The organism is Pseudomonas mandelii, from assembly GCF_024138395.1.
Classification (GTDB): domain Bacteria; phylum Pseudomonadota; class Gammaproteobacteria; order Pseudomonadales; family Pseudomonadaceae; genus Aquipseudomonas; species Aquipseudomonas mandelii_E.
The window spans coordinates 20,932-47,876 of sequence record NZ_JAMYDU010000034.1 but is presented as its reverse complement, the minus strand read 5'-3'; the positions used below and the strand labels follow the sequence as shown (position 1 = coordinate 47,876).

General features: G+C 60.5%; 22 protein-coding genes and 1 tRNA gene. 2 read left to right on the top strand and 21 right to left on the bottom strand.

The annotated features are described in order from the left end of the window. Position 1 precedes the first annotated feature (1 nt). The 17 genes from NHU87_RS26735 to leuC form a co-directional block, all read right to left on the bottom strand. Positions 2–77 (bottom strand) — tRNA-Val (locus tag NHU87_RS26735). A 253-nt stretch (positions 78–330) separates the two neighbouring features. Continuing rightward, the gene (locus NHU87_RS26730) at positions 331–1,107 is read right to left on the bottom strand and encodes an SDR family oxidoreductase (protein WP_253554091.1); all 777 of its coding nucleotides are present in this window, start codon (positions 1,105–1,107) and stop codon (positions 331–333) included. Then, positions 1,104–2,315 carry an O-succinylhomoserine sulfhydrylase gene (locus tag NHU87_RS26725; RefSeq protein WP_253554079.1) on the bottom strand — a complete coding sequence of 404 codons (1,212 nt, stop codon included), beginning with the start codon at positions 2,313–2,315 and terminating at the stop codon, positions 1,104–1,106. The genes NHU87_RS26730 and NHU87_RS26725 overlap by 4 nt, the downstream gene beginning before the upstream one ends. A gap of 174 nt (positions 2,316–2,489) precedes the next feature. Beyond that, a complete protein-coding gene (purF, locus tag NHU87_RS26720) occupies positions 2,490–3,995 on the bottom strand; it encodes an amidophosphoribosyltransferase (RefSeq protein WP_007905939.1) in 1,506 nt (501 codons plus the stop codon). A gap of 40 nt (positions 3,996–4,035) precedes the next feature. Beyond that, complete coding sequence (locus NHU87_RS26715; RefSeq protein WP_253554077.1) at positions 4,036–4,596, bottom strand: CvpA family protein; 561 nt, start codon at positions 4,594–4,596, stop codon at positions 4,036–4,038. 280 nt (positions 4,597–4,876) lie between these two features. After that, positions 4,877–5,539 (bottom strand): SPOR domain-containing protein, encoded by a 663-nt coding sequence (locus tag NHU87_RS26710; protein WP_253554075.1) that lies wholly within the window; start codon positions 5,537–5,539, stop codon positions 4,877–4,879. Beyond that, on the bottom strand, positions 5,523–6,830 hold the full coding sequence (folC, locus tag NHU87_RS26705) for a bifunctional tetrahydrofolate synthase/dihydrofolate synthase (protein ID WP_253554062.1): 1,308 nt from the start codon (positions 6,828–6,830) through the stop codon (positions 5,523–5,525). The genes NHU87_RS26710 and folC overlap by 17 nt, the downstream gene beginning before the upstream one ends. Next, on the bottom strand, positions 6,827–7,747 hold the full coding sequence (gene accD, locus NHU87_RS26700) for an acetyl-CoA carboxylase, carboxyltransferase subunit beta (RefSeq protein ID WP_038980081.1): 921 nt from the start codon (positions 7,745–7,747) through the stop codon (positions 6,827–6,829). Before accD ends, folC begins: the two co-directional genes overlap by 4 nt. 190 nt (positions 7,748–7,937) lie before the next feature. Further along, positions 7,938–8,564 (bottom strand): phosphoribosylanthranilate isomerase, encoded by a 627-nt coding sequence (locus NHU87_RS26695; RefSeq protein ID WP_253554059.1) that lies wholly within the window; start codon positions 8,562–8,564, stop codon positions 7,938–7,940. 63 nt (positions 8,565–8,627) lie between these two features. After that, positions 8,628–9,452 (bottom strand): tRNA pseudouridine(38-40) synthase TruA, encoded by an 825-nt coding sequence (truA, locus tag NHU87_RS26690; RefSeq protein WP_253554112.1) that lies wholly within the window; start codon positions 9,450–9,452, stop codon positions 8,628–8,630. A 301-nt stretch (positions 9,453–9,753) separates the two neighbouring features. Then, positions 9,754–12,417, bottom strand: coding sequence for a FimV/HubP family polar landmark protein (locus NHU87_RS26685; RefSeq protein ID WP_253554055.1), 2,664 nt, complete (start codon positions 12,415–12,417; stop codon positions 9,754–9,756). Positions 12,418–12,625: 208 nt separating this feature from the next. Continuing rightward, positions 12,626–13,636 (bottom strand): aspartate-semialdehyde dehydrogenase, encoded by a 1,011-nt coding sequence (locus tag NHU87_RS26680; RefSeq protein ID WP_253554052.1) that lies wholly within the window; start codon positions 13,634–13,636, stop codon positions 12,626–12,628. Between the two features lie 279 nt (positions 13,637–13,915). Continuing rightward, complete coding sequence (gene asd / locus NHU87_RS26675; RefSeq protein ID WP_007935182.1) at positions 13,916–15,028, bottom strand: aspartate-semialdehyde dehydrogenase; 1,113 nt, start codon at positions 15,026–15,028, stop codon at positions 13,916–13,918. A 67-nt stretch (positions 15,029–15,095) separates the two neighbouring features. Then, the gene (gene leuB / locus NHU87_RS26670) at positions 15,096–16,178 is read right to left on the bottom strand and encodes a 3-isopropylmalate dehydrogenase (RefSeq protein WP_253554049.1); all 1,083 of its coding nucleotides are present in this window, start codon (positions 16,176–16,178) and stop codon (positions 15,096–15,098) included. A gap of 59 nt (positions 16,179–16,237) precedes the next feature. Beyond that, positions 16,238–17,005 carry a class I SAM-dependent methyltransferase gene (locus tag NHU87_RS26665; RefSeq protein ID WP_253554047.1) on the bottom strand — a complete coding sequence of 256 codons (768 nt, stop codon included), beginning with the start codon at positions 17,003–17,005 and terminating at the stop codon, positions 16,238–16,240. Between the two features lie 154 nt (positions 17,006–17,159). Beyond that, positions 17,160–17,804 carry a 3-isopropylmalate dehydratase small subunit gene (leuD, locus tag NHU87_RS26660; protein ID WP_253554045.1) on the bottom strand — a complete coding sequence of 215 codons (645 nt, stop codon included), beginning with the start codon at positions 17,802–17,804 and terminating at the stop codon, positions 17,160–17,162. 11 nt (positions 17,805–17,815) lie between these two features. Then, entirely contained in the window at positions 17,816–19,234 is a 1,419-nt protein-coding gene (leuC, locus tag NHU87_RS26655; RefSeq protein ID WP_253554043.1) for a 3-isopropylmalate dehydratase large subunit, read from the bottom strand. A 160-nt stretch (positions 19,235–19,394) separates the two neighbouring features. Here leuC and NHU87_RS26650 point away from each other — a divergent pair, with 160 nt between their 5' ends. Further along, positions 19,395–20,285 (top strand): LysR family transcriptional regulator, encoded by an 891-nt coding sequence (locus tag NHU87_RS26650; RefSeq protein ID WP_253554041.1) that lies wholly within the window; start codon positions 19,395–19,397, stop codon positions 20,283–20,285. Positions 20,286–20,369: 84 nt separating this feature from the next. After that, positions 20,370–23,648 (top strand): PAS domain S-box protein, encoded by a 3,279-nt coding sequence (locus tag NHU87_RS26645; RefSeq protein WP_253554039.1) that lies wholly within the window; start codon positions 20,370–20,372, stop codon positions 23,646–23,648. A gap of 279 nt (positions 23,649–23,927) precedes the next feature. Here the strand turns inward: NHU87_RS26645 and NHU87_RS26640 are convergent, their stop codons facing one another. The 4 genes from NHU87_RS26640 to NHU87_RS26625 all read right to left on the bottom strand — a co-directional run bounded on the left by NHU87_RS26640 (position 23,928) and on the right by NHU87_RS26625 (position 26,944). Beyond that, a complete protein-coding gene (locus NHU87_RS26640) occupies positions 23,928–24,374 on the bottom strand; it encodes an Hsp20 family protein (RefSeq protein WP_253554031.1) in 447 nt (148 codons plus the stop codon). A gap of 120 nt (positions 24,375–24,494) precedes the next feature. Beyond that, positions 24,495–25,454 carry a tRNA dihydrouridine synthase gene (locus tag NHU87_RS26635; RefSeq protein WP_253554029.1) on the bottom strand — a complete coding sequence of 320 codons (960 nt, stop codon included), beginning with the start codon at positions 25,452–25,454 and terminating at the stop codon, positions 24,495–24,497. A gap of 170 nt (positions 25,455–25,624) precedes the next feature. After that, entirely contained in the window at positions 25,625–26,062 is a 438-nt protein-coding gene (locus NHU87_RS26630; protein ID WP_123365482.1) for an acyl-CoA thioesterase, read from the bottom strand. A 48-nt stretch (positions 26,063–26,110) separates the two neighbouring features. Then, complete coding sequence (locus NHU87_RS26625) at positions 26,111–26,944, bottom strand: alpha/beta fold hydrolase (protein ID WP_007905981.1); 834 nt, start codon at positions 26,942–26,944, stop codon at positions 26,111–26,113. Between the last annotated feature and the right edge of the window lies 1 nt (position 26,945).

Here is a 26,945-nt window from a genome sequence, read left to right as displayed (position 1 = left end):
GTGGTGGGTGATGACGGGATCGAACCGCCGACATTCTGCTTGTAAGGCAGACGCTCTCCCAGCTGAGCTAATCACCCGTTTGCATCTCCGAGGCCGCGAAATTTACGCAGGTACCGAAGCTAAGTCAATACCCCGCTTGAAGTTTTTCTGAAAAAGACAAAATCGTGTCAATCCGAACGAGGCCGGTAACCGCCAGACCGCTTTCGCGAGCAGGCTCGCTCCCACAGTGGACCGCGTTTCTTCGGGCAACATGCTTTCTAATGTGTGAGCGAGCCTGCTCGCGATGATGGCGGTACATTCAACATCAATGCCGGAGACCGCGCCGCCCTATTACTCGCTGTAAATCATTTTCTTGGTCATGCCACCATCGACCACGAATTCCTGGCCCGTGACGAATCCGGCGTTCTTCGACAGCAACCACGCCACCATCGCCGCCACGTCCTCCACCGTCCCTACCCTGCCCGCCGGATGCTGCGCATGATCGGCGTCGGTCAGCGGTTCGGCACGCCGTGCCGCAGGGTCTCGTGCGTCGATCCAGCCCGGGCTGACCGCATTGACGCGAATCTCCGGCCCCAAGCTGATGGCCAAGGCATGAGTCAGGGCCAACAGACCCCCCTTGCTCGCCGCATAAGCCTCTGTGTCGGGTTCCGACTGCGCGGCACGGGTCGAGGCCAGATTGACGATGGCGCCGCTGTGAGCGCGCAGGTACGGCGCACAGTGCTTGGCCAACAGCATTGGCCCGCTGAGGTTCACCGCCAGCACCCGGTTCCAGTAGGCCAGATCGAGGCTTTCCAGGGTGATGTTGTGCGGGTCGGCCACCGCCGCATTGCACACCAGCGCATCCAGACGCCCGAATTGCCCCAGCACCTCGGCCACGCCCACTGCCACCTGCGCTTCATTCGCGACGTCCATGGCGATGAACCAGGCGTTTTCGCCCAGCACCTTCGCCACTTTCGAACCCCGCTCACGATCCAGATCAGTCAGCACCACCTGCCAGCCTTCGCTGATCAGCCAGGCCGCAATCCCCAAACCGATGCCGCGCGCAGCACCGGTGACCAGCGCGACGCGGCCATGGGTGCCTGTGGTCGGCGTCGCCAACTCGATCACAAGGCAGCCAACCCGCGCGCCAGATCGGCCTGCAGGTCTGCCACATCTTCCAGACCGACCGCGATGCGGATCAGGCTGTCACGAATGCCCGCTGCTTCACGCTCTTGCGGCGCGAGACGGCCGTGAGAGGTGGTGCTCGGGTGCGTGATGGTGGTTTTACTGTCGCCCAGGTTGGCGGTGATGGAGATCAGGCGCGTCGCATCGATAAAGCGCCAGGCGCCCTCTTTGCCGCCCTTGACCTCAAAACTCACGACCGCACCGAAACCCTTCTGCTGACGCTGGGCCAACTCGTGTTGCGGATGGCTCTTGAGACCGGCGTAATGGACTTTCTCGATGCCGTCCTGCTGCTCCAGCCATTCGGCCAGTTGCTGAGCATTGGCGCAGTGCGCCTTCATGCGCAGGCTCAGCGTTTCCAGGCCCTTGAGGAAGATCCAGGCGTTGAACGGGCTCAGGGTCGGCCCGGCTGTACGCAGGAAACCGACGACTTCTTTCATCTGCTCGCTACGACCGGCCACAACACCGCCCATGCAACGGCCTTGGCCGTCGATGAACTTGGTCGCCGAGTGCACAACGATGTCCGCGCCCAGCTTCAACGGCTGTTGCAACGCAGGCGTGCAGAAGCAGTTGTCGACCACCAGCATCGCGCCCTTGGCGTGAGCGATTTTCGACAACTCGGCGATGTCCACCAACTCGGCCAATGGGTTGGACGGCGACTCGACGAACAGCAATTTGGTGTTGGCCTTGATCGCCGCATCCCAGCCAGACAAGTCCGCCAGCGGCACATAATCGACTTCGATGCCGAAGCGTTTGAAGTACTTTTCGAACAGGCTGATGGTCGAGCCGAACACGCTGCGCGAAACCAGAACATGGTCGCCGGCGCTGCACAGGCTCATCACCACCGCCATGATCGCGGCCATGCCGGTCGCGGTGGCCACGGCTTGCTCGGCGCTTTCCAGCGCGGCAATACGCTCTTCGAACGCGCGCACGGTCGGGTTGGTGTAGCGCGAGTAAACGTTGCCCGGCACTTCGCCAGCAAAGCGCGCGGCCGCGTCGGCGGCGGTACGGAATACGTAGCTGGAAGTGAAGAACATCGGATCACCGTGTTCGCCTTCCGGCGTGCGGTGCTGACCGGCGCGTACGGCCAGGGTATCGAACGCTACGCCTTCGAGGTCGCTGTCCAGCCGACCGGCATCCCAATCCTGACTCATGCTGTCACTCCTTGCCCTGTTCGGTAATGGATACAAAACCGGCCTGGAGGGAACACCCATTACTGTAGGAGCGAGGCTTGCCCGCGAAGGGGTCGTCACATTCAACATCAATGTTGCCTGTGATACCGCCTTCGCGGGCAAGCCTCGCTCCTACAGATACAGGCCGGTAGTTACTCAGTTGTTGTACAGATCGATGATCGCACTGACTGCCTGGGTCTTGACCTTGGAGGCATCGTTGCGCGCCTGCTCGATCTTGTTCAGGTAAGCCTCATCGACGTCGCCGGTGACGTACTGGCCGTCGAACACCGCGCAATCGAACTTCTCGATCTTGATCTTGCCGCCACCGACCGCTTCGATCAAGTCAGGCAGGTCCTGATAGATCAACCAGTCAGCGCCGATCAGGTCGGCAACGTCCTGGGTCGAACGGTTATGGGCGATCAGCTCGTGAGCGCTCGGCATGTCGATGCCATAGACGTTCGGGTAACGCACGGCCGGTGCCGCGGAGCAGAAATAGACGTTTTTGGCGCCGGCTTCGCGAGCCATCTGGATGATCTGCTTGCAGGTAGTGCCGCGAACGATGGAGTCGTCCACCAGCATTACGTTCTTGCCGCGGAATTCCAGCTCGATGGCGTTGAGCTTCTGGCGTACGGATTTTTTCCGCGCAGCCTGGCCTGGCATGATGAAGGTCCGGCCGATGTAGCGGTTCTTCACGAAGCCTTCGCGGAACTTGACGCCCAAGTGGTTCGCCAACTCCAGGGCCGCGGTGCGGCTGGTGTCCGGAATCGGGATGACCACGTCGATGTCGTGATCCGGACGCTCGCGCAGGATCTTCTCGGCAAGCTTCTCACCCATGCGCAGGCGGGCCTTGTAGACCGAGACGCCGTCGATGATCGAGTCCGGACGCGCCAGGTAGACGTGTTCGAAAATGCACGGCGTCAGCGACGGATTGGTCGCGCACTGACGGGTGTGCAGCTTGCCGTCTTCAGTGATGTAGACCGCTTCGCCTGGTGCCAGGTCGCGAATCAGGGTGAAACCGAGCACGTCCAGCGAAACGCTTTCGGAGGCGATCATGTACTCGACGCCTTCGTCGGTATGACGCTGACCGAAAACGATCGGGCGAATGCCGTGCGGATCGCGGAAACCGACGATGCCGTAACCGGTCACCATCGCCACGACCGCGTAACCGCCGACGCAACGATTGTGCACGTCGGTGACGGCAGCGAACACGTCTTCTTCGGTCGGCTGCAACTTGCCGCGCTGGGCCAGTTCGTGTGCGAACACGTTGAGCAGCACTTCCGAATCGGAGTTGGTGTTGACGTGGCGCAGGTCAGATTCGTAAATCTCCTTGGCCAGCTGTTCAACGTTGGTCAGGTTACCGTTGTGCGCCAAGGTGATGCCATACGGCGAGTTGACGTAAAACGGTTGGGCCTCGGCCGAAGTCGAGCTGCCCGCGGTCGGGTAACGCACATGGCCAATGCCCATGTGGCCGACCAGGCGCTGCATGTGACGCTGATGAAACACGTCACGCACCAGCCCATTGTCCTTGCGCAGGAATAACCGGCCATCATGGCTGGTCACGATACCGGCAGCGTCCTGGCCGCGGTGCTGGAGGACGGTTAGCGCGTCATACAGCGCCTGATTGACGTTCGACTTACCGACGATACCGACGATGCCACACATGCGACGCAACCCCTACTTAATGGATCTGACTGAACACAACTCACTGAGGCGTTTTGGCCGTCGGCAAGAGGTGCTCCTTGAACGGTATATCAGCGGGTACGCTGATTCCGCTGGCAAGCCACTGACTACTCCAACCCAGGATCAGGTTTTTGGACCAGTCTGCAACCAATAGAAATTTTGGCACGAGCTGTGACTCTTGCCACCACCCGTCCTGCTGTACCGGCCCCAGGCTCAACAGCCCGACCGCCACAACCACCAGCAACACGCCACGCGCGGCGCCGAAGGCCATGCCGAGAAATCGATCGGTCCCGGATAGCCCGGTGACGCGAACCAATTCGCCGATAAGATAATTGATCATTGCGCCTACGATTAAAGTGGCGACAAACATGATGGCACAGCCCGCGATCACGCGAGCCGACGGCGTTTCGATGTATCCGCCGAGGTACTCGGACAATGAGCCACCGAACATCCAGGCAACGGCTCCTGCGATGATCCAGGTCAGCAGCGAGAGTGCTTCTTTGACGAAGCCGCGGCTAAGACTGATCAAAGCGGAGATGGCGACGATTGCAACGATCGCCCAGTCAACCCAGGTAAATGGCACAGTGCAGCCTACAGACAGATAAGGCGGCGCATTTTAGCAGAGCCCATGGCTGTCGGTAAGCTGAGATTGTCAGTGCTTTTCAAATCAGGGCGATAGTTTTCCCTTGCCTAAGCTTCGCCCCGCCCGTGTAGCAGCTGGCGAAGCCTGCGTTCGGCTGCGCAGCAGTCGTAAAATGGAGCCCCGCGGTGCATCAGGCACATCGCATTAGCAGGATTTACGACTGCTTCGCAGCCGAACGCAGCCTCGCAGGCTCGGCAGCTGCTACCAAGAGCCGTCGGTGTTAACCGCGTTCAGGCTGGAAACGCACCACAAAACCCTTGAGGTTCTGCTGGCGACTCAACAAGTCACGCAGGCGATCGGCTTCCGCGCGCTCGATCAGCGGTCCGACGAACACCCGATTCTTGCCCTCGGCGGAGCGGATATAGGCGTTATAGCCTTGGCTGCGCAGGGTTTTCTGCAAGCTTTCAGCGCTTTCTCGACTCGTCAGGCTCGCCAGTTGCACCGACCAACTGACCGATAGGCCATTGGCATCGACGCGGCTTGGGGTGGTAGCCGGCTTGCTCGGCGCGGCTGCAATTGGTTGGGCAGGTGTCGGCACTGGCTTGGCGACTGGCGCCGGAGGTGGCGTGACCGGTTTGGCAGCCGGTGGCGCTGGGGCCACGGGAGCGCTTGGCGCAATCGGTGTCGATGGCGCTTGCTGCGCGGCAATTTCGTCATCGCTTGGCACAGGCTCCTGCGGCAATGCCTGCGGCTCAGGCACCACCACCGGCTCGACCTGCACTTGCGTTACAGCCGGCGCTTGCGGTGCGGCCGGTGCGTCGACCCTCACCTGGCGCTGTTCGTCCTGACGGGAAAACAGCATTGGCAGGAAAATCACCGCCAGCGCCACCAGCACCAGGGCACCGACCATGCGCTGCTTGTACGCCTTATCCAGCAAAGCCATTTGCCGCTTCCTCCGTGGAGTGCCGGGCCAGCCATTCAAGGGCCTCGGCGACACAATAAAATGATCCGAACAACAGAATTTCGTCGTCGCTCGTCGCCTGCGCGCACTGCCCTTCCAGGGCTGCGGCCACGCTGTCATAAGACGTTACCGAGGCGCCAAGATTCTGCAACGCCGCGTGCAACTGCTCGACGGGCCGCGCCCGCGGCGAATCCAGCGGAGCGACAGCCCAATGCTGGACACTAGCATTCAATTCACCGACAACACCATCCAGATCCTTGTCCGCCAACAACCCGAACACCGCCAGACGCTTGCCTGCCGGCGGTCGACTGGCCAGACGACGGGCCAGGTATTCTGCCGCATGGGGATTGTGCCCCACGTCCAGCAACACATTCAGACGCTTGCCTTGCCAGTCGAACTGACGGCGATCGAGACGACCGACCACGCGCGTCGCTTTCAGGGCTTCAATAATCTGCGCATCCACCCAAGGCAAACCAAGCAACAGGTAAGCCTGCAAGGCCAGTGCGGCGTTTTCCATCGGCAGATCAAGCAATGGCAGATCGTGCAATTCGACTGCACGCCCTTGAGCATCGAGGCCGCGCCATTGCCAGTTGTGATCGGTGATCCCCAGGTCGAAATCGCGCCCACGCAGGAAAAACGGGCAATTGAGCTCGCGCGCTTTATCCAGCAGAGGTTGAGGGGGATTCAGATCGCCACAGAGCGCAGGCGCGCCCTGGCGGAAAATGCCAGCTTTTTCGTAAGCCACGGATTCACGGGTATCACCCAGGTAATCCGCATGATCGACGCCGATGCTGGTGACCACCGCCATGTCCGCATCGACCACGTTGACCGTGTCCAGACGACCACCCAAGCCGACTTCCAGCACCACCGCATCAAGCCCTGCCTGTTGAAACAGCCAGAACGCCGCCAGGGTGCCCATTTCGAAGTACGTCAGGGAAGTGTCGCCACGACCAGCCTCGACCGCAGCGAAAGCTTCGCACAGCTCGGCGTCAGTGGCTTCGACGCCATTGACCTGCACCCGCTCGTTATAACGCAGCAGGTGCGGAGAGTTGTAGACACCCACGCTCAGGCCCTGCGCCCGCAACAATGAAGCCACGAACGCGCAAGTGGAACCCTTGCCGTTGGTGCCAGTAACCGTGATCACCCGAGGCGCCGGTTTGCCCAGTCCCATGCGGGACGCTACCTGTTGCGAACGCTCCAGCCCCATGTCGATGGCCGTAGGATGCAACTGTTCAAGGTAGGCGAGCCACTCGCCAAGGGTGCGTTGGGTCATAGGTTGGCAGGCACCGGGGGAACCACGATCGGCTCGATCGGCGCGGCGACGAATTTTGGCGTCGGCAGGCCCATCATTTGTGCCAGCAGGTTGCCCAGACGCGGACGCAGCTCCTGACGGTGAATGATCATGTCGATCGCGCCGTGCTCCAGCAGGAACTCACTGCGCTGGAAGCCTTCCGGCAGTTTTTCGCGAACGGTTTGTTCGATAACCCGCGGGCCGGCGAAACCGATCAGGGCTTTCGGCTCACCGACGATTACGTCGCCGAGCATCGCCAGACTGGCGGAAACCCCGCCGTAGACCGGGTCGGTCAGTACCGAGATGAACGGAATGCCTTCTTCACGCAGACGCGCCAGCACCGCGGAGGTCTTGGCCATTTGCATCAGGGAGATCAGCGCTTCCTGCATCCGCGCACCACCGGAGGCGGCGAAGCAGATCATTGGGCAACGGTTTTCCAGGGCGTAATTGGCGGCGCGCACAAAGCGCTCGCCAACGATGGCGCCCATCGAACCACCCATAAAGGAGAATTCGAAGGCCGACACCACGACCGGCATGCCCAGCAAGGTGCCGCTCATGGAGATCAGTGCGTCTTTTTCGCCGGTCTGCTTTTGCGCAGCGGTCAGGCGATCCTTGTACTTCTTGCCGTCGCGGAATTTCAGACGGTCAACCGGTTCCAGGTCCGCGCCCAGTTCGGCACGGCCGTCAGCGTCGAGGAAAATGTCGATGCGTGCGCGCGCGCCGATACGCATGTGGTGGTTGCACTTGGGGCAAACGTCCAGGGTCTTTTCCAGCTCAGGACGATACAGCACCGCCTCGCAAGATGGGCATTTGTGCCACAGACCTTCAGGCACCGAGCTCTTCTTGACCTCGGAACGCATGATCGAAGGGATCAGTTTGTCTACTAACCAGTTGCTCATGCTTTCTTTCTCCAGTACCGGCGGCCCGAACGCTCTGGTTCGCAGCCCCGCGTATGCCCTTGAGCTAAATTCATATGTGGCGATGATCGGCGGGTGGCCGGGTCAGCGAAACTGACCTTCGTACAACCCAAAGAATCCTCAGCCTTTTTTCTACCAAGCTGTGGACGGCGGCAGTCTGCCAGCCGTCACATCATCGCAGGCTCCCGCGCACTGCTTTGATGAATGCCTGAATCTTTGCGTGATCCTTGATGCCCTTGCTCGCCTCTACTCCACCGCTGACGTCCACCGCGTAAGGCCGAACCCGGGCAATCGCTTCGGCGACGTTGTCCGGTGTCAAGCCGCCCGCCAGGATGATCGGCTTGCTCAGGCCTTGCGGTATCAGAGACCAGTCGAACGCTTCACCGGTTCCGCCGGGAATACCTTCGACGTACGTGTCGAGCAGGATCCCGCTGGCACCGGCATAGGCATCGCAAGCGGCGGCGATGTCATCACCGGCCTTGACCCGCAACGCCTTGATGTACGGTCGGTGCCACCCTTCACAGTCGGCCGCGGTCTCGTCACCATGGAACTGCAACAAGTCCAGCGGCACGGCGTCGAGGATTTCCCCCAACTCGCAGCGGCTGGCATTGACGAACAAACCCACGGTGGTCACGAATGGCGGCAGCGCTTCGATGATCGCCCTCGCCTGCTGGAACGTCACGGCCCGCGGGCTTTTGGCGTAGAACACCAATCCGATGGCATCGGCCCCGGCCTCGACCGCCGCCAACGCATCCTCTATGCGGGTAATCCCACAAATTTTGCTGCGAACGGCTGACATGTCGATAGAACCTCAGGACAAATCCGGGAAAGTCCCGGATGGTAACAAAAGCGTTCGAGGGCGTCAGCCGTCAAGTTCCGAGAATCCGGTGAGGAAGTGTGGACCGATGTAACGCTCGGGCAATTCAAACTCGTCGCGATACTCGACCTGCACCAGATACAGGCCATACGGATGGGCCGTCACCCCGCCGGAACGACGCACGCGGCTTTCCAGGACTTCCTTCATCCACTCCACGGGACGCTCGCCGGCACCGATGGTCATCAGCACGCCTGCGATGTTGCGCACCATGTGGTGCAGGAACGCGCTGGCGCGGATATCCAGCACGATCATTTTGCCGTGGCGGGTGACACGCAGGTGATGCAGCTCTTTGATCGGCGATTTGGCCTGGCACTGGCCGGCGCGGAATGCGCTGAAGTCGTGGGTGCCGACCAGATACTGAGCGGCCTCGGACATGCGCTCGACGTCCAGTGGACGGTGGTTCCAGGTGATTTCTTCGTTCAGGTGCGCCGGGCGGATCTGATCGTTGTAGATCACGTAACGATAACGACGGGCGATGGCCTTGAATCGCGCATGGAAATCCGCCGGCATGACCTTGGCCCAACTGACGCTGACGTCATGCGGCAAGTTGATGTTGGCGCCCATGACCCAGGCCTTCATTGAACGTTCGACCTGGGTATCGAAATGCACCACCTGCCCGCAAGCATGCACACCGGCGTCGGTGCGCCCGGCACAATGCAGCGACACCGGTGAGTCGGCGACTTTGGACAAGGCCTTTTCGAGGGTTTCCTGCACCGTGGCCACACCGGAGGCCTGACGCTGCCAGCCGCGATAGCGCGAACCTTTGTATTCAACGCCCAACGCGATCCGGAAAAAGCCGTCGGCCGCCATTTCGGCGGCCGGGTTATCTATATTTGCCAAGGGGTGACAGCCTGCTGATCTACGCAAAGGAGGCATTATAAGGCCGCCGGACGGGGACGCCAGTGCAACAGTCGACACGGTGTTGAATATTGATCGTTCCCACGCTCCGCGTGGGAATGCCGCCAGGGACGCTCCGCGTTCCGCTTCTGAATGTGACGCAGAGCGTCACGGGATGCATTCCCACGCAGGAGCGTGGGAACGATCTGTCGTCGGCTGAAACAAAAACGGCAGCCTCGATGGGCTGCCGTTTTGTTTATGCCTTACCGACGCTTCACGCCAGACGCGAGAGCATTTCCTTGGCTTCGTTCTTCTGACCGTCATCGCCCTCGGTCACTACCTCATTGAGGATGTCCCGGGCGCCGTCGCTGTCACCCATGTCGATGTAGGCCTGAGCCAGGTCGAGTTTGGTGGCGACTTCGTCGGTGCCGGAGAGGAAATCGAAGTCCGGCTCATCGGCCGCGGAGGCCAAAGCGTCTTCCTCGGTGAAGCTCGGCTCAACGAGGCTCTGGGACAGACGATCCAGCTCTGCATTGACGTCATTGAGTTCGCTTTCGAAGGCGTCAGGCTGATCCGGGGCGACGTCCATTTCATCGGCCAGTGACAGATCGAAATCCGCAGGCAGCTCCAGATCATCGAGCGTCGGCTCGGTCACGGGCAGCGCTTCGGCGGCAGGCAAGTCCTTGAGATCTTCATCCAGACTCAGCAGGAAGTCGTCTTCGGCCAACGTTGCCGGCGAGGCATTGCCGCCCAGATCCATGTCCAGGTCGAAGTCCGACAAATCGTCGAGGTTTTCCTTGATTTCAGTCTGTTGTTGCAACACCGACTCAAAGCTCAGATCGTCGTCCAGCGGGAAGTCGTCCAGCTCAGGCAGAGCTTCTGGCTCTGGTACTGGTTCTGGTACTGGTGTTGGCTCCGGTGCTGGCTCTGGTTCCGCCAAAACAACCGGCGCGATCGGAGTAGCCGCTTCCAGATCGTCCAGGCTCAGATCGAATGCGCTGTCGAAGTCGGACAATGCCGGTTCTGGGGATTGCGGTTCGTCCAGCAGCAGGTCCTTGACGTATTGCGCATCCAGCTCCGCGGCGATGGCGGCGGCAGCCAGACCGCTGGCCGCCACAACAGCCATGGCCGGGAAGCGGCTTTTCAACTCTTCGACCCGGGCGAAGTTATCGCCGTTGGCCACCAGTTGACGTTCCTGAGCGACGAACGCATCGCGGTCGCCCTGCTGACCGTAGACTTCCATCAGCTTCAAGCGCAGGTCACTGCGTTGCGGCTCTTGTTTGATAGCGTCTTCCAGCAATGCGGCGGCCTGATTCAGACGACCGCCTGCAATGTGCGACTGCGCCTGAGCCAGTACGTCATCGGAACGCTCGGAACGCTCGGCGGCAGGTGATACCAGTGGCGCAGCGATCGGCGGCGTCACCACAACCGGAGCAATCACCGGGGCCGGCGCGGGTGCTGGCGTTGGTGCGGTCGCGAGTTTCACACTCGGTGGCGGAACTTCCAGACCTTCGAAGCTGCTTTCCGGCAGATCCTGGTCGGCGGAGAACTCTTGTTCCTCCTCCAAGGCACGGGCCATGCGCAGATGCTTCTCGGCCTCTTGCTGAGCTTTGCGGCGACGGGCCAGCAACAACAGCAAGAGCAGCAGCACCACCGCACCACCACCCACCAGACCCAGCAGGATCGGGTTGGTCAGCAGCTCGTTGAATTTCTGATCATCGGATGTCGCAGGCGTTGGCTCGACGGCTTCTGCCGGAACGGCTTCTGGCGCAGCAGCCTCTGGTGCAGGTGTTGTCGGAGCCGCGTCCGCAGGCATTGCCGCAGGGTTGGCCGCCAGCTCGGCTGACATCGCCGGAGCGCCCGAAGCCGGTGCATCCGCGCCGCCTTCTGCCTGCAACTTGGCCAATTGGTTGTTCTTCAGTTCGATCAGACGTTGCAGCTTGTCCAGCTGACTTTGCAGATCGCTCATGCGGCTTTTCAATTCGGCGTTGTCACGACGAGTGGCGTCGAGGCTTTCCTCGGTGACGGCCAGCTTATCGCTTAAAGCTTTCGCATCACCGGCGGCACCTTTGCCGCCCTTGCCGGTATCGGCAGAGACCAGGCTCAGCTTGTCTGCGGCAGGTTGCGATGAAGCACCTTCACCGCGAGCGCGCTTGGTGGCGTCGAGTTGCTGTTGACCGGTTCCCGGTTTCGCAACATAGCGACGGCCCTGACGCCATGCAGTGTTCTGCGCGGCGACCTCAGCGATGGCCTTGGGTTGTGGCAGGTTGGTGCTCTGCACCTGATCAGGCAGACGCAGCACCTGACCGGTTTTCAGCCGGTTGATGTTGCCGTCGATGAACGCATCCGGGTTCAGCGCCTGGATGGCCAGCATGGTCTGCTGAATCGAACCTCCATTACGCGCCTTCGCGGCGATTTCCCACAGGGTATCGCGCGGCGTGGTGGTGTATTGCGACGATTTGGTCGCGCCAGTGACCGGCGCGGTCACCGTTTGGGCTGGTGCCGGTTGTGCGGCGGCATCGGCGGTCTGCGGCGAGAATTTGGACGGATCGAGCAGCACGCTGTAATCGCGTAGCAGGCGACCGTTGGGCCACATCACCTGAACCAGGAATTTCACCATCGGTTCGGACAGCGGTTTGCTGGACGTGACGCGCAGGATGCTTTTGCCGCTGGCGTTAAGCACCGGAGTGAAGGTCAGGTCATTGAGAAATGCCTGACGGTCGACACCGGCCTTGGCGAAATCTTCGGGCGAGGCCAGGCTCGGCACCACTTCGGCGGCCGTGAGGTCCTTGACGTCGAGCAACTCGATTTCCGCGACCAGAGGCTGGTTCAGCGTCGATTTCAGGGTCAATTCCCCGAGCCCGAGGGCATGCGCCATACCGGAGGACAGCGCCGAGGCGGCCGCTATTGCTAACACCAGTTTGCGAACTTGAACCATAACCTCTTCCTTTGTTTGAACATTCCTCGGCCAGCGAGAAGGTGTTGATTGCCGCTGCCGTAAGGCGTTGCGCGCGGCGGCGAAGGGTCGTCGCGCGCGATCATTTTATTCATGCAATGGGAAGCCCTGCGGAGTGGCTCACCTTAAGCATTCCGGCCAAGCATGACGCTCGACGGGAATCATTCGATAAATTGTTGCCAAGTATCTTTTACAGCAGGTCTTTTATCAACAATTCAGCCACCTGCACAGCATTGAGCGCGGCCCCTTTGCGTACGTTATCTGACGTCAGCCACACATTAAGTTCCGCCGGGTCGTCGATCCCGCTGCGAACCCGACCAACGTAAACCACGTCCTGCCCTACCGCATCGCCCACCGGGGTCGGGTAATCGCCGGCCTCGACCAGTTCGACACCGGGTGCCGCTTCCAGTGCCGCGTTGACTTTCGCCAGGTCGACAGCGCTTGAAGACTGCAAGGTCACGCTAAAGCTATCGCCGAAAAACACTGGAGCTTGAATGCAAGTGACGGAAATCTTTAATGAAGGAAGCGCCATGACCTGACGCAGTTCGCGCACCAGGCGCTTTTCCAGCAACGTATGGCCCTGATCATCAGGCTTGCCGACTTGCGCCAGCAGGTTAAAAGCCATCTGTCGATCAAAGAACGCTGGCTCCAGCGGACGCACATTGAGCAGCTCGGCGGTTTGTCGGGCCAGCTCGGTGACGGCTTCGCGGCCTTGGGCAGAAACCGCCAGACACGCTGTCAGACTGATGTGTTGCAGGTCGAGCAAACCGCGCAATGGCGCGAGCACCACCGCCAGCGTCGCGGCCGAAGGGCTTGGGCTACTGACCTGGAAAGGCTTTTTCAGGCCGGCCAGAATTTCAGCATTGGCCTCAGGCACCACTTGCGGCGCCTGATCGGCCGGCAAGGCGCCGGACAGGTCAATCAGCGAGCAACCGGCGGCCGTGGCACGCGGGGCGAAACTGAGGGTCACCGCCGGGCCGGCGGCAAAGAACACCAATTGGACTTTGCTGAAATCGAATTCATCGACTTCCCGCACCCGCACGTTCTTGCCGCGAAACGGTACCGAATGCCCGGCCGACTCACTGCTCGCCAGCAGGTGCAGGTTAGCGACCGGAAAATCCCGCTCTTCGAGAATCTGGACGAGTGTTTCGCCGACAGTACCGGTGGCGCCGATCACGGCAATATCAAAGGACTGGCTCATGGTTCTACCTCTGGCGAAACGGGGGGAGCGGCACTTTACCGGGTGGTTGGCGTGCAGGCAATTTCTGCCAGGGATTTGTGGCGCCTATACCGGCTTCATCGCGGGCAAGCCCGCTCCCACAGGTTTTGTGGGGCTCCCATATTTTGCATACGACCCCAACCTTGTGGGAGCGGGCTTGCCCGCGATGACGGAATAACTGACAACCGAGCATCGTCGGACTGCCGCGCATAAAAAACCCGCACCTCTTTCAAGGCGCGGGTTCTTCATTACATCAATCTATCAACGCTCAAGCAGGATCCGCAGCATGCGACGCAGCGGTTCGGCCGCGCCCCATAGCAGTTGGTCGCCGACGGTGAAGGCACCGACGAATTGCGAACCCATGTTCAGCTTGCGCAGGCGGCCAACCGGCACGTTCAGGGTACCGGTAACCTTTGTCGGGCTCAGTTCCTGCATGCTGATTTCGCGATTGTTCGGCACCAGTTTGACCCAAGGGTTGTGCTGGCTGATCAGCCCTTCGATGTCGGCGATCGGCACGTCTTTGTTCAGCTTGATGGTCAGCGCCTGGCTGTGGCAACGCATGGCGCCGATGCGCACGCAGATGCCGTCGACCGGGATCGGGCTCTTGAAGCGACCGAGGATCTTGTTGGTCTCGGCCTGGGCCTTCCACTCTTCGCGGCTCTGACCGTTCGGTAGTTCCTTGTCGATCCACGGGATCAGGCTGCCGGCCAACGGAACGCCGAAGTTTTCGGTCGGGTACGCGTCGCTGCGCATGGCTTCGGCGACACGGCGGTCGATGTCGAGGATGGCGCTGGCCGGATCGGCCAGTTGATCGGCGACAGCGCCGTGGGTCACACCCATTTGCTTGATCAGTTCACGCATGTGCTGCGCGCCGCCACCGGAGGCCGCCTGATAGGTCATGGCGCTCATCCACTCGACCAGACCGGCTTCAAACAGGCCGCCCAGGCCCATCAGCATCAGGCTGACGGTGCAGTTACCGCCGATGTAATTCTTGGTGCCCGCATCGAGCTGCTGGTCGATGACCTTGCGGTTCACCGGGTCCAGCACGATCACCGCGTCATCCTGCATGCGCAGGCTGGAAGCGGCGTCGATCCAGTAACCCTGCCAGCCGGCTTCGCGCAGTTTCGGGAAGACTTCGCTGGTGTAGTCGCCACCCTGGCAGGTCAGAATCACGTCGAGGGTTTTCAGCTCTTCAATGCTGTAAGCGTCCTTGAGCGGAGCAATGTCCTTGCCCACGGACGGGCCTTGGCCACCGACATTGGAAGTGGTGAAAAACACCGGCTCAATAAGATCGAAATCCTGCTCTTCCAGCATCCGCTGCATGAGCACGGAACCGACCATACCGCGCCAACCGATCAGACCTACACGTTTCATCGCAACTACACCTTCTTAAAAGTGGGCCGCTGCTTTCATGGTTGAAAGTTGCAGCGGGCCAAAGAGATTACAGATTCCGCAGCGCGGCGACTACTGCATCGCCCATTTCCTGCGTACCGACCTTGGTGCAACCAGCCGACCAGATGTCGCCCGTGCGCAGGCCTTGATCCAATACCAGGCTCACGGCCTTCTCGATGGCATCGGCCGCGTCCTGCAGATTGAAGCTGTAACGCAGCATCATCGACACCGACAGAATGGTCGCCAACGGGTTGGCAATGCCCTTGCCAGCGATGTCCGGCGCCGAACCGTGGCACGGCTCGTACATGCCTTTGTTGTCGGCATCCAGCGACGCCGATGGCAGCATGCCGATCGAGCCGGTGAGCATCGACGCTTCGTCGGAAAGAATGTCGCCGAACAGGTTGTCGGTGACGATCACGTCGAATTGCTTCGGTGCACGCACCAGTTGCATGGCGGCATTGTCGACGTACATGTGGCTCAGTTCGACGTCCGGGTAGTCCTTGGCCACTTGCTCGACGACTTCACGCCACAGTTGGCTGGACGCCAGCACGTTGGCCTTGTCCACCGAGCACAGCTTCTTGCCGCGCACGCGGGCCATGTCGAAACCGACACGGGCGATACGGCGGATTTCAGTTTCGCTGTACGGCAGGGTGTCGTAGGCCTGACGCTCGCCGTTTTCCAGTTCACGCACACCGCGTGGTGCGCCGAAGTAGATGCCGCCGGTCAGTTCACGGACGATCAGGATGTCCAGGCCAGCAACGATTTCTGCCTTCAGGCTGGAAGCGTCGGCCAGTTGCGGGTACAGGATTGCCGGACGCAAGTTGCCGAACAGGCCCAGTTGCGCACGGATTTTCAGCAGACCGCGTTCAGGGCGGATGTCACGTTCGATGGTGTCCCATTTCGGGCCGCCCACGGCGCCCAGCAATACCGCATCGGCGGCACGGGCACGGGCCAGGGTTTCGTCGGCCAGCGGCACGCCGTGCTTGTCGATGGCGGCGCCACCGATCACGTCATGACTCAGTTCGAAGCCCAGGCTGTATTTGTCGTTCGCCAGCTCCAGCACCTTGACCGCTTCGGCCATGATTTCCGGGCCAATACCGTCACCCGGGAGAATCAGAATCTGCTTGCTCATGCTTTCCTCATGTCATCAGTCGGTGCGCCCTTGGGCGTACCCGGAAAAAGTCTTGGCGCTTATCGTTCAGCCATCAGCACCAGCACATCGGTACTGAACGAACCATCGGCCTCAATCTCAAAATATTCGCGAACTTCATTGCCCATCGATTGCTGCAACTCGCGGATCGCCGCGCGCATCACTTGCGGCGTGCGCATGCGCTCGACCCAGGACGTGTATTCAAGGCGCAGCCGTTGGCGTGTGGTGCTGCGGGTATGCAACCCCGCTTCGTTGACCTGACGCAACCACTCACCGGCAGAATAATCGCGCACGTGGCTGGTGTCGCGCAGCACTTCGACGCTTTGCAAATAAGTGTCAAACAACGGGCTGCCCGGCGACAACACATCGATGAATGCCGCCACCCCGCCCGGTTTCAGTACCCGACGAACTTCGCGCAGGGCCAGGCCAAGATCGCTCCAATGGTGTGCCGAATAACGGCTGAAGACGAAATCGAACTCGCCATCGGCGAATGGCAGGCACTCGGCGGCACCGAGTACCGTGGACACATTGCTCAAGCCGCGATCGATGGCAGCAGCGGCAACCACGTCAAGCATCTGCTGAGACAGGTCGTAAGCCACCACTTCCTTGACCAGTGAAGCCACGTGAAAACTCACGTGACCGGCGCCGCAACCGAGGTCGAGCACACGGGCATCGCCCTGCCCCGCCAGTTCAGCCTGTAGCAGCGCGAATTCAGTGCCTTGAGCGTGTACGGCGCTGCTCAGGTAGGCCGAGGCCTGTTCACCGAATTGCTTTTGTACTACCTGACTGTGCTGGGCGGTGCTGGTCATGGGGACTTCCTTTTGGGGTTTAGCCTTGTGTTGTCTGGGCTGGCCTCTTCGCGGGCAAGCCTCGCTCCTACAGGGATTGGCGGTGTTCACAGAACCTGTGGGAGCGGGCTTGCCCGCGATGAGGCCGGTACTGCTTACATCAATCCCGGATCAATCACGCATCACGAAACAACCACGGCTGGCTCGCGCGATGCTTGGCTTCAAACGCGGCAATCGCCTCGTGGTCCTGCAAGGTCAGGCCGATATCGTCCAGGCCATTGAGCAGGCAGTGCTTACGGAACGCGTCAATCTCAAAGCTCAACACTTTGCCATCCGGACGGGTCACGGTCTGGGCTTGCAGATCAACCTGCAGCTGATAGCCCGGAGTCGCCTCTACCTGCTGGAACAACTCATCCACTTCGGCGTCGCTCAGGATGATCGGCAGCAAGCCGTTCTTGAAGCTGTTGTTGAAGAAGATGTCGGCGTAGCTCGGCGCGATGATGCTGCGGAAACCGTACTCTTCCAGCGCCCACGGCGCGTGCTCCCGACTGGAGCCGCAACCGAAGTTCTCGCGGGCCAGCAACACGCTGGCGCCCTGATAACGCTCGGCGTTGAGGACGAAATCCTTGTTCAGCGGGCGCTTGGAGTTGTCCTGATACGGCTGCCCGACATCCAGGTAACGCCATTCATCGAACAGGTTCGGACCGAAACCGGTGCGTTTGATCGATTTCAAGAACTGCTTCGGAATGATCTGGTCGGTGTCGACGTTGGCACGATCCAAAGGCGCGACAAGACCAGTGTGCTGTGTAAAAGCTTTCATGCTGCGCTCCTTTAGATCAATTCACGGACGTCGACGAAACGACCGTTCACAGCGGCGGCGGCGGCCATGGCCGGGCTGACGAGGTGCGTACGGCCACCGGCGCCCTGACGGCCTTCGAAGTTACGGTTGGAGGTCGACGCGCAATGCTCGCCCGACTCCAAACGGTCCGGGTTCATCGCCAGGCACATCGAGCAACCCGGCTCGCGCCATTCGAAACCGGCCTCGAGGAAAATCTTGTCCAGGCCTTCGGATTCGGCCTGAGCCTTCACCAGTCCCGAACCCGGCACCACGATGGCCTGCTTGATCGTCGAAGCGACTTTGCGGCCCTTGGCGATCACGGCAGCGGCACGCAGGTCTTCGATCCGCGAGTTGGTGCAAGAGCCGATGAATACGCGGTCCAGCTGAATGTCGGTGATCGCCTGATTGGCGGTCAAACCCATGTATTTCAAGGCTCGGACGATCGAGTCACGCTTGACCAGGTCCATTTCCTTCGCAGGATCGGGAACGTTCTGATCGACAGCCAAGACCATCTCGGGCGAGGTACCCCAGCTGACTTGCGGTTTGATCTGCGTGGCATCGAGTTCGACGATGGTGTCGAACTTGGCATCCGCGTCGGAAACCAGGTCTTTCCAGGCCTCGACAGCCAAGTCCCATTCCGCGCCTTTCGGAGCAAATGGACGGCCCTTGACGTAAGCCACGGTTTTTTCGTCGGCGACCACCAGACCTACGCGAGCGCCGGCCTCGATCGCCATGTTGCAAATGGTCATGCGGCCTTCAACGGACAAGTCGCGAATCGCGCTACCGGCGAACTCGATGGCATGGCCGTTACCGCCGGCGGTGCCGATCTTGCCGATCACCGCGAGAACGATATCCTTGGCCGTCACGCCGAACGGCAATTGGCCTTCGACGGACACCAGCATGTTCTTCATTTTTTTTGCGACCAGGCACTGAGTGGCGAGCACGTGCTCGACCTCGGACGTGCCGATACCGTGAGCCAAGGCACCGAACGCGCCGTGGGTCGAAGTATGGGAGTCGCCGCAAACCACGGTCATGCCCGGCAAAGTTGCCCCCTGCTCCGGGCCGATGACGTGGACGATGCCTTGGCGGACATCGTTCATCTTGAATTCGACGATGCCGTATTCGTCACAGTTATCGTCGAGGGTCTGAACCTGCAAACGCGAGACCTGGTCGACAATCGCTTCGATGCCGCCCTTGCGCTCCGGAGTCGTCGGAACGTTGTGGTCCGGGGTCGCGATGTTGGCATCGATGCGCCAAGGCTTGCGCCCGGCCAGACGCAGGCCTTCGAAGGCTTGCGGCGAGGTCACTTCGTGGATGATGTGACGATCGATATAGATCAGCGCCGAGCCATCGTCGCGCTGCTTGACCAAATGCGAATCCCAGAGCTTGTCGTAGAGCGTTTTGCCGGCCATCAGACGGTTTCCTCATCAGCTTGTTTCTATGCCCTGGGTGTTGAGCAATTTCAATAACCCCTTGGCTTGTGAGGTCGATCCTAGGGGGTTACATTAAATAACTCAAATTCATATTTTTCATGCTTTGCATAACCATCTGGAATACAACTGAGACCTCATCATGGACCTCGCCAACCTCAATGCTTTTATCGCGATTGCCGAGACCGGAAGCTTCTCCGGCGCCGGCGAACGGCTGCACCTGACGCAGCCCGCCATCAGCAAGCGCATCGCCGGGCTGGAACAGCAATTGAAGGTGCGGCTGTTTGATCGACTGGGTCGGGAAGTCAGCCTGACCGAAGCCGGTCGCGCCCTGCTGCCACGGGCCTATCAGATCCTCAATGTGCTGGATGACACCCGCCGCGCTCTGACCAACCTGACCGGCGAAGTCTCCGGTCGTCTGACATTGGCCACCAGTCATCACATTGGCCTGCACCGTTTGCCGCCCTTATTAAGGGAGTTCACTCGACGTTACCCACAAGTGGCGCTGGATATTCAGTTCCTCGATTCGGAAGTGGCTTACGAAGAAATCCTCCATGGCCGCGCCGAACTGGCGGTAATCACCCTTGCACCGGAGCCCCACGCACTGGTCCAGGCCACGCCCGTGTGGGACGACCCGCTGGATTTTGTGGTCGCCCCGGAGCATTCACTGATCGCTAACGGGCCGGTCAGCCTGGCGGATATTGCCCTGCACCCCGCGGTTTTCCCCGGCGGCAATACTTTTACCCACCACATCGTGCAGCGCCTGTTCGAGGCCCAGGGCCTGACGCCGAACATCGCCATGAGCACGAATTATCTGGAAACCATAAAGATGATGGTCTCGATCGGCCTCGCCTGGAGCGTTTTGCCGCGCACCATGCTGGACGATCAAGTGGCGCGCATACCTTTGCCGGGCATACAGCTCACTCGCCAGCTAGGCTATATCCTGCACACCGAACGGACGCTGTCGAACGCGGCACGGGCCTTCATGGCTCTGCTGGATGCACAAATCGATCAGCCAGGGACTCGCGGCTAAGCTGTGCTTCTTCTTTTTGTGCTACGCCTATAGAGCCCCAAAACCCTGTGCCTAACGCCCAATTCAGCCCAAGGCCTGTTATCCATGCCCAAATCTGTTGAACGTATGCCGCCGATGCCGCGAATTCAGGCACTTGACCCCAAACGGTCCGAGCAGAGCTGGGAAAGCGCCCCGCAGCTGCTGGCGGCCCTCAATGGTGCGCGGCTGGGCGCCTGGTATTGGGACATCGAGCGGGGGCAAATCAGTTGGTCCCGGGGGACTCAGGCGTTGTTCGGCTTCGATCCCCGGCAACCGTTGCCCGAGGACCTGGAATACCTCGACCTGCTGCCCCAGGAGGATCGGGCGAAAACCATTCGCGCCTTTCATGCGGTGATCGCCGGCGCCCCGCTGGAACAGGCGATGCACCACCGCATCCGCTGGCCCGACGGCAGCCTGCACTGGCTGGAAATCAACGGCAGCCTGCTGCCGGACAAAAACGGCCGGCCGCGAATGATTGGGGTCATTCGTGAAATCACCCACCAGCGCCAGCGCGAACAGGCGCTGAGCAGCTCGGAAAAACGCTTCGCCACGCTGTTTCACCTGTGCCCGAACATGGTCCTGCTGACCCGTCAGGAAGACGGCTTGATCAGCGAAGCCAACCAGTATTTCGAAAGCCTGTTCGGCTGGCCGGTGCAGGACGCCATCGGCCGAACCACGCTAGAACTGGGGCTTTGGGTGAATCCGGAGCAACGGGCGCAACTGGTCAAGGCCACCAAGGCCAAAGGCGAACTGATCAACATGGAGGTGCAGTTTCGCGCCAGCAATGGGCAGGTTCACGACGGCATCCTCAGCGCGCAGAAGGTCGAACTCGAAGGCCAGCCTTATCTGCTGAGCACGTTCCTTGACACCACCGAACGTAAAATCGCCGAACACGCCCTCAAGGACAGCCAGGAACGCCTCGACCTGGCCCTGGATTCGGCGCAACTCGGCACCTGGGACTGGCACATTCCCAGTGGCATGCTTTACGGCTCGGCACGGGCCGCCCAGTTGCATGGCCTGGAGCCCAAACCCTTCCATGAATCCTTCGATGCGTTTTTCGAAGGCGTGCCCGGCGAAGAACGCGACACCATGCGCGATGCCTACCGCAGCTTGCGCGAAGGCCCGGCCGGCAATTATCAACTGACGTACCGGGTGCAACTGGAAGACGGCAGTTCGCGCTACCTGGAAAGCCGCGCCAGACTTTATCGAGACGACCATGGCAACCCGCTGCGCATGGCCGGCACACTGCTGGACATCACTGATCAGGTGGAACGCGAACAGCAACTGGTGGCCTCGGAAGAGAAATTCGCCACTTTGTTTCAGGTCAGCCCGGACCCGATCTGCGTCACACGCCAGGACACCGGCCATTTCATCGAGATCAACTCCAGTTTCACTCAGACGTTCGGCTGGAGCACCACCGACGTGATTGGTCGCAGCGCCGACCAAATCGGCCTGTGGGACGCTTCGGCAAAGAGTCTGCAAAGGATCGAGCAGGTCATCCGCGAACAAGGCCTGAACAATGTGGCGATCATCGTTCAGCACAAGAACGGGCAGTCCCTGACCTGTGTTATTTCCAGCCGACAGATCAGCGTCGGTGACCAACCGTGCATCGTCACCACCCTGCGCGATATCACCCAGCAGCAACGCTCGGAAGCGGCGCTCAAGGCCAGCGAAGAGAAGTTCGCCAAGGCTTTCCACTCAAGCCCCGACGCCATCACCATTACCGAGCGCGACACCGGACGCTACCTGGAGGTTAACGACGGCTTCTGTCGCCTTACCGGCTACCGCGCTGATGAAGTGATCGGCCGAACGGTGTATCAAGTCGGTATCTGGGCCGAAGAAAAACAACGCTCGGCGTTGCTGGCGGAACTACAGATCAAGGGCCGGGTTCATCATCAGGAAATGCTCGGGCGCAACAAACGCGGCGAATTGCTGACCGTCGAAGTCTCGGTGGAGCCAATCACCCTCAACGAAACGGCGTGCCTGCTGCTGACCGCCCGGGACGTCAGCCTGCTGAAAAATGCCGAAGCGCAGATCCGTCATCTGGCCTACCACGACCCGCTGACCAATCTGCCCAACCGCGCACTGTTGATGGATCGCTTAAGCCAGCAGATCGCCCTGCTCAAACGCCACAACCTGCGCGGCGCGCTGATGTTCCTCGACCTCGACCACTTCAAGCACATCAACGACTCCCTCGGCCACCCGGTGGGCGATACGGTGCTGAAGATCATCACCGCGCGCCTTGAAGCCAGCGTGCGCATGGAAGACACCGTCGCGCGTCTGGGCGGTGACGAGTTCGTGGTGTTGCTCAGCGGCCTGGAAGGCTCGCGTAGCGATGTCAGCGCTCAGGTCCGGGAGTTGGCGGACACCTTGCGCGAACTGCTGTCCGAACCGATGTTCCTCGATGGACAGCGCCTGCAAGTGACGCCGAGCATCGGCATCGCGCTGATCCCCGACCACGGTTCGACCCCGACCGACCTGCTCAAACGCGCCGATATCGCCCTCTACCGCGCCAAGGACTCGGGCCGCAATACCACGCAGATGTATCACAACACCATGCAAAAGGCCGCCAGCGAACGCCTGCGCATGGAAACCGACCTGCGTCTTGCCCTTTCCCGGGGTGAGTTCAGCGTGCAATACCAACCTCAGGTGGACGCTCGAGACAACCGCATAACCGGCGCCGAAGCCTTGGTACGCTGGCATCATCCGCAGCTGGGCGCGCAATCGCCCACCGAGTTCATCAAAGTGCTGGAAGACAGCGGGCTGATTCTGGAAGTCGGCACATGGATCCTCGACGAAGCCTGCGCGGCCTTCAAACATCTGATCGCCAATGGCCTGATCGACCCGCTCGACTTCAGCCTGTGCGTAAACATCAGCCCCCGGCAGTTCCGCCAGAACGATTTCGTCGAACGCGTCGAGCACAGCCTCGGCAGCCATGGCCTGCCCTGCTCATTGCTGAAACTGGAAATTACCGAAGGCATCGTCATCCAGAACCTGGATGACACCATCAGCAAAATGCGGCGCCTGAAAAAACTCGGTGTGAGCTTTGCCATGGACGACTTCGGTACCGGTTACTCATCGCTGACCTACCTCAAGCGCCTGCCGGTAGACACCCTGAAAATCGACCAGTCGTTTATTCGCGACGCCACCACCGATCCCAACGATGCCGAAATCATTCGCGCCATCGTCGCCATGGCCCGCAGTCTGGAGCTGGAAGTCATCGCCGAAGGGGTGGAAAACCTGGAGCAATTGGCGTTTTTGCAGGGGCTGGGCTGCCATTTGTATCAGGGGTATTTGCACAGTCGGCCGTTGCCGGTGGAGGAGTTTCAGAAACTGCTCAAATGAGTCGATGTAGCAACTGCCGAGCCGCTGCGTTCGGCGGTAGCAGCTGTCGAGCTTGCGAGGCTGCGTTCGGCTGTAGCAGCTGTCGAGCTTGCGAGGCTGCGTTCGGCTGCGCAGCAGTCGTAAAACCTGCCTGCAAGGTCTTACTTGAAACACCGCGCCGTCTGAATTCACGACTGCTGCGCAGCCGAACGCAGCCTCGCAAGCTCGACAGCTGCTACAGTGCTACAAATACGCACAAAAAAAGGGCGCCAGTGGATGGCGCCCTTTTTGTTGCTTGGCTCAGTGCTGCAAAGCCGGTTTTTCCGTCCCGTTTATCGGGATGCGTTTGGCTTTCGCCTCTTCCGGAATCACGCGCAGCAAGTCGATGCTCAACAAACCGTTGCGCAGTTCGGCGGCCTTGATTTCAATATGGTCCGCCAGACGGAACGACAGTTTGAAAGCACGCTGAGCGATGCCTTGGTACAGATAAGTGACGTTTTCATCCGCGTCACGTTTGCCGCCACTGATGGTCAGCACACCTTTCTCCACTTGCAGGTCCAGGTCTTCTTCCTGGAAACCGGCGGCCGCTACAACAATGCGGTATTGATCATCACCGTATTTTTCAACGTTGTAGGGTGGATAGGTGCTACCTGGCTCATTGCGCAGAGCGGTTTCGAACAGGTCGTTGAAACGGTCGAAACCTACCGAGGAACGGAACAGTGGGGCCAGGGAAAATGCAGTATTCATGATTCAAATCTCCTGAGCATAATCAGCAAGTTTTTTTGTCTCCGCGACCCGAATTCGGCATCGCGTAATCCTTAGATAAGGACCGCTGATTACTTTTCAAGAGATTATTTGAAGATTTTTTCAGGCTGCTTCAGACACCTGCAGACCCAGTAAACGCGAGACATTATCCAGCTCTGTCTCACGACGCAGGACGGTGAACAGCGCTACCGCTTCGGGATAATTGCGGGTCAGCATCGCGAGCCACTGCTTCAAGCGACCCGGCGATTGACGTGCCGTCATCTGCGCCTTGGCTTGCAGCCAGAAGTCCTGAATCAGCGGCAGCAGCTCGTCCCAGGTCATCTCGACGACGTCTTCACCGGCGCGGGCGGCGGCGATTTGCCGGGCCAGATCCGGGCGTGATACCAGACCACGACCGAGCATGATGTCTTCGACGCCGCTGATTTCGCGGCAACGGCGCCAGTCTTCAACGCTCCAGATGTCACCGTTGGCAAACACCGGGACCTTGACCACGTCCTGCACCCGAGGGATCCATTCCCAGTGAGCCGGCGGCTTGTAGCCATCGGTCTTGGTCCGCGCATGGACCACGATGTGCGCCGCGCCGCCTTCGGCCAGGGCCGTGGCACAGACAAGTGCACCGTTCGGGCTGTCGAAACCGAGGCGCATCTTGGCGGTCACTGGAATGTGCGCTGGCACCGCACGACGGACGTGTTCGACGATTTGGTTGAGCAGTTCAGGCTCTTTGAGCAGTACCGCGCCGCCCCGGGATTTGTTGACAGTCTTGGCCGGGCAGCCGAAGTTCAGGTCGATGACTTCGGAACCCAACTCGCAGGCCAGCGCGGCGTTTTCCGCCAGGCACACCGGATCGGAGCCGAGCAGTTGTACCCGCAGCGGCACACCGGAGGTGGTCCGGGCGCCGGTCAGCAATTCCGGGCCAAACTTGTGGTAATAGGCAGGCGTTAGCAGCTGATCGTTGATCCGAATGAATTCGGTCACGCACCAATCAATACCGCCCACACGGGTCAGCACGTCCCGCAGGATGTTGTCGACCAACCCCTCCATGGGCGCCAAAGCAATTTGCATGAAAAACACACTCGACGAAAAACGTGCGGCAGTTTACTGGTTTCGGCCCGCAGAAGGTATTTCGTCAGACCGGGCGGTGGTAAATGTGCGGACGCCTTCGCGGGCAGCCTCTCTCCTACAGATGGAATACCTGACCTCGTAGGAGCGAGGCTTGCCCGCGAAGGCGTCAATTAGATCGCGACTTGCAATGCAGGGCCGTAGCCTTCGATGAATTCCGCCGGCATGCGCTTGGGCTTACCGGTCGACAGTTCGATGCATACGAATGTGGTCTGCGCGCGCAGCAACGTGGTGTTGTCGCTGGGGCGCTTCAACTGAAAGTGTCGGGTCATTTTCAGGCGCTGATCCCAATCGACGATCCAGGTCGCCAACTGCAACTCATCGCCCTCATAGGCCGCCGCCAGGTAATCGATCTCGTGCCGCACCACCGCCATCGCCCGATCCAGCCGCCGGTACTCGACCAGGTCCAGGCCCAGCCGTTGCGAGTGGCGCCAGGCGCAGCGTTCGAGCCAGGTCACGTACACCGCGTTGTTCGCGTGGCCCAGCCCGTCGATGTCCTCGGCGCCTACTTCCAGATCAATGATAAACGGCGTTGCCCGATCCCAGCCCATGCCCCACTCCCGGTCAGATTATTTCGACCGGGGCAGTGTAACGGATGCTCAGGCCGATTGGCGCGATTGCAGGCTGCGACCGGCCAGCAGCGAGAGAACGCCGTCGATCACCCGCGGATCGGCGAGCACCCGTTGATGCCCGCCTTCTTCCAGGCGCAACAGACGGCTGTCAAACCAGGCTTCGTGAATCAATTGGGATTCCTTGACTGGAACAAAGTTGTCGTCCTCGGCATGGACGATCAACCCCGGCATGTCGAGCTGATAGCGCGCAACATCCAGCGCGGCGGCGCGCATGCCGACGTCTTTCTCGACCTGACGAATAAACGCCGAACGGGCTTTGGGCGGCAGGCGCACATAGCGGGCGAACCCACGCAGCACCCCGAGAATTCGCGCCGGAGCGGCGATCGAGACCAGGGTTTCGGTGCGCAAGCCCAACTGAACCGCGAGCATGGCACTGGCGCCGCCCATGGAGTGACCGATCACCGCTTGCAGCGGCGGCAATTCAGCGGCCGCTTCGAGCATCGCCCGAGCGAACAACACCACATTAGCCTCGCGACCCGGCGAGCGACCGTGGGCCGGACCGTCCAGCGCAACCACAGTGTAACCGGCATCGACCAGCGCCGTGATCAGCGCGGCAAACTGTGTCGGCCGGCCCTCCCAGCCGTGCATCAACAACACCGCCGGTCCTTGGCCCCAACGCAGCGCAGAGAGACCGAAGCGCAAAGTGATTCGTTCGGATTTCGCCAGCAGCGGCAATTCCCAATCACGCGGCGGCAGTTCCCGCGGCGTCATGAATGCCAGTCGCATTTTGCTCGCCACCAGTTTCGGCGCGAACCAGCCCAAGGTGCCATTAACGCCACGAACCCAGCTCAACGTGTTCATC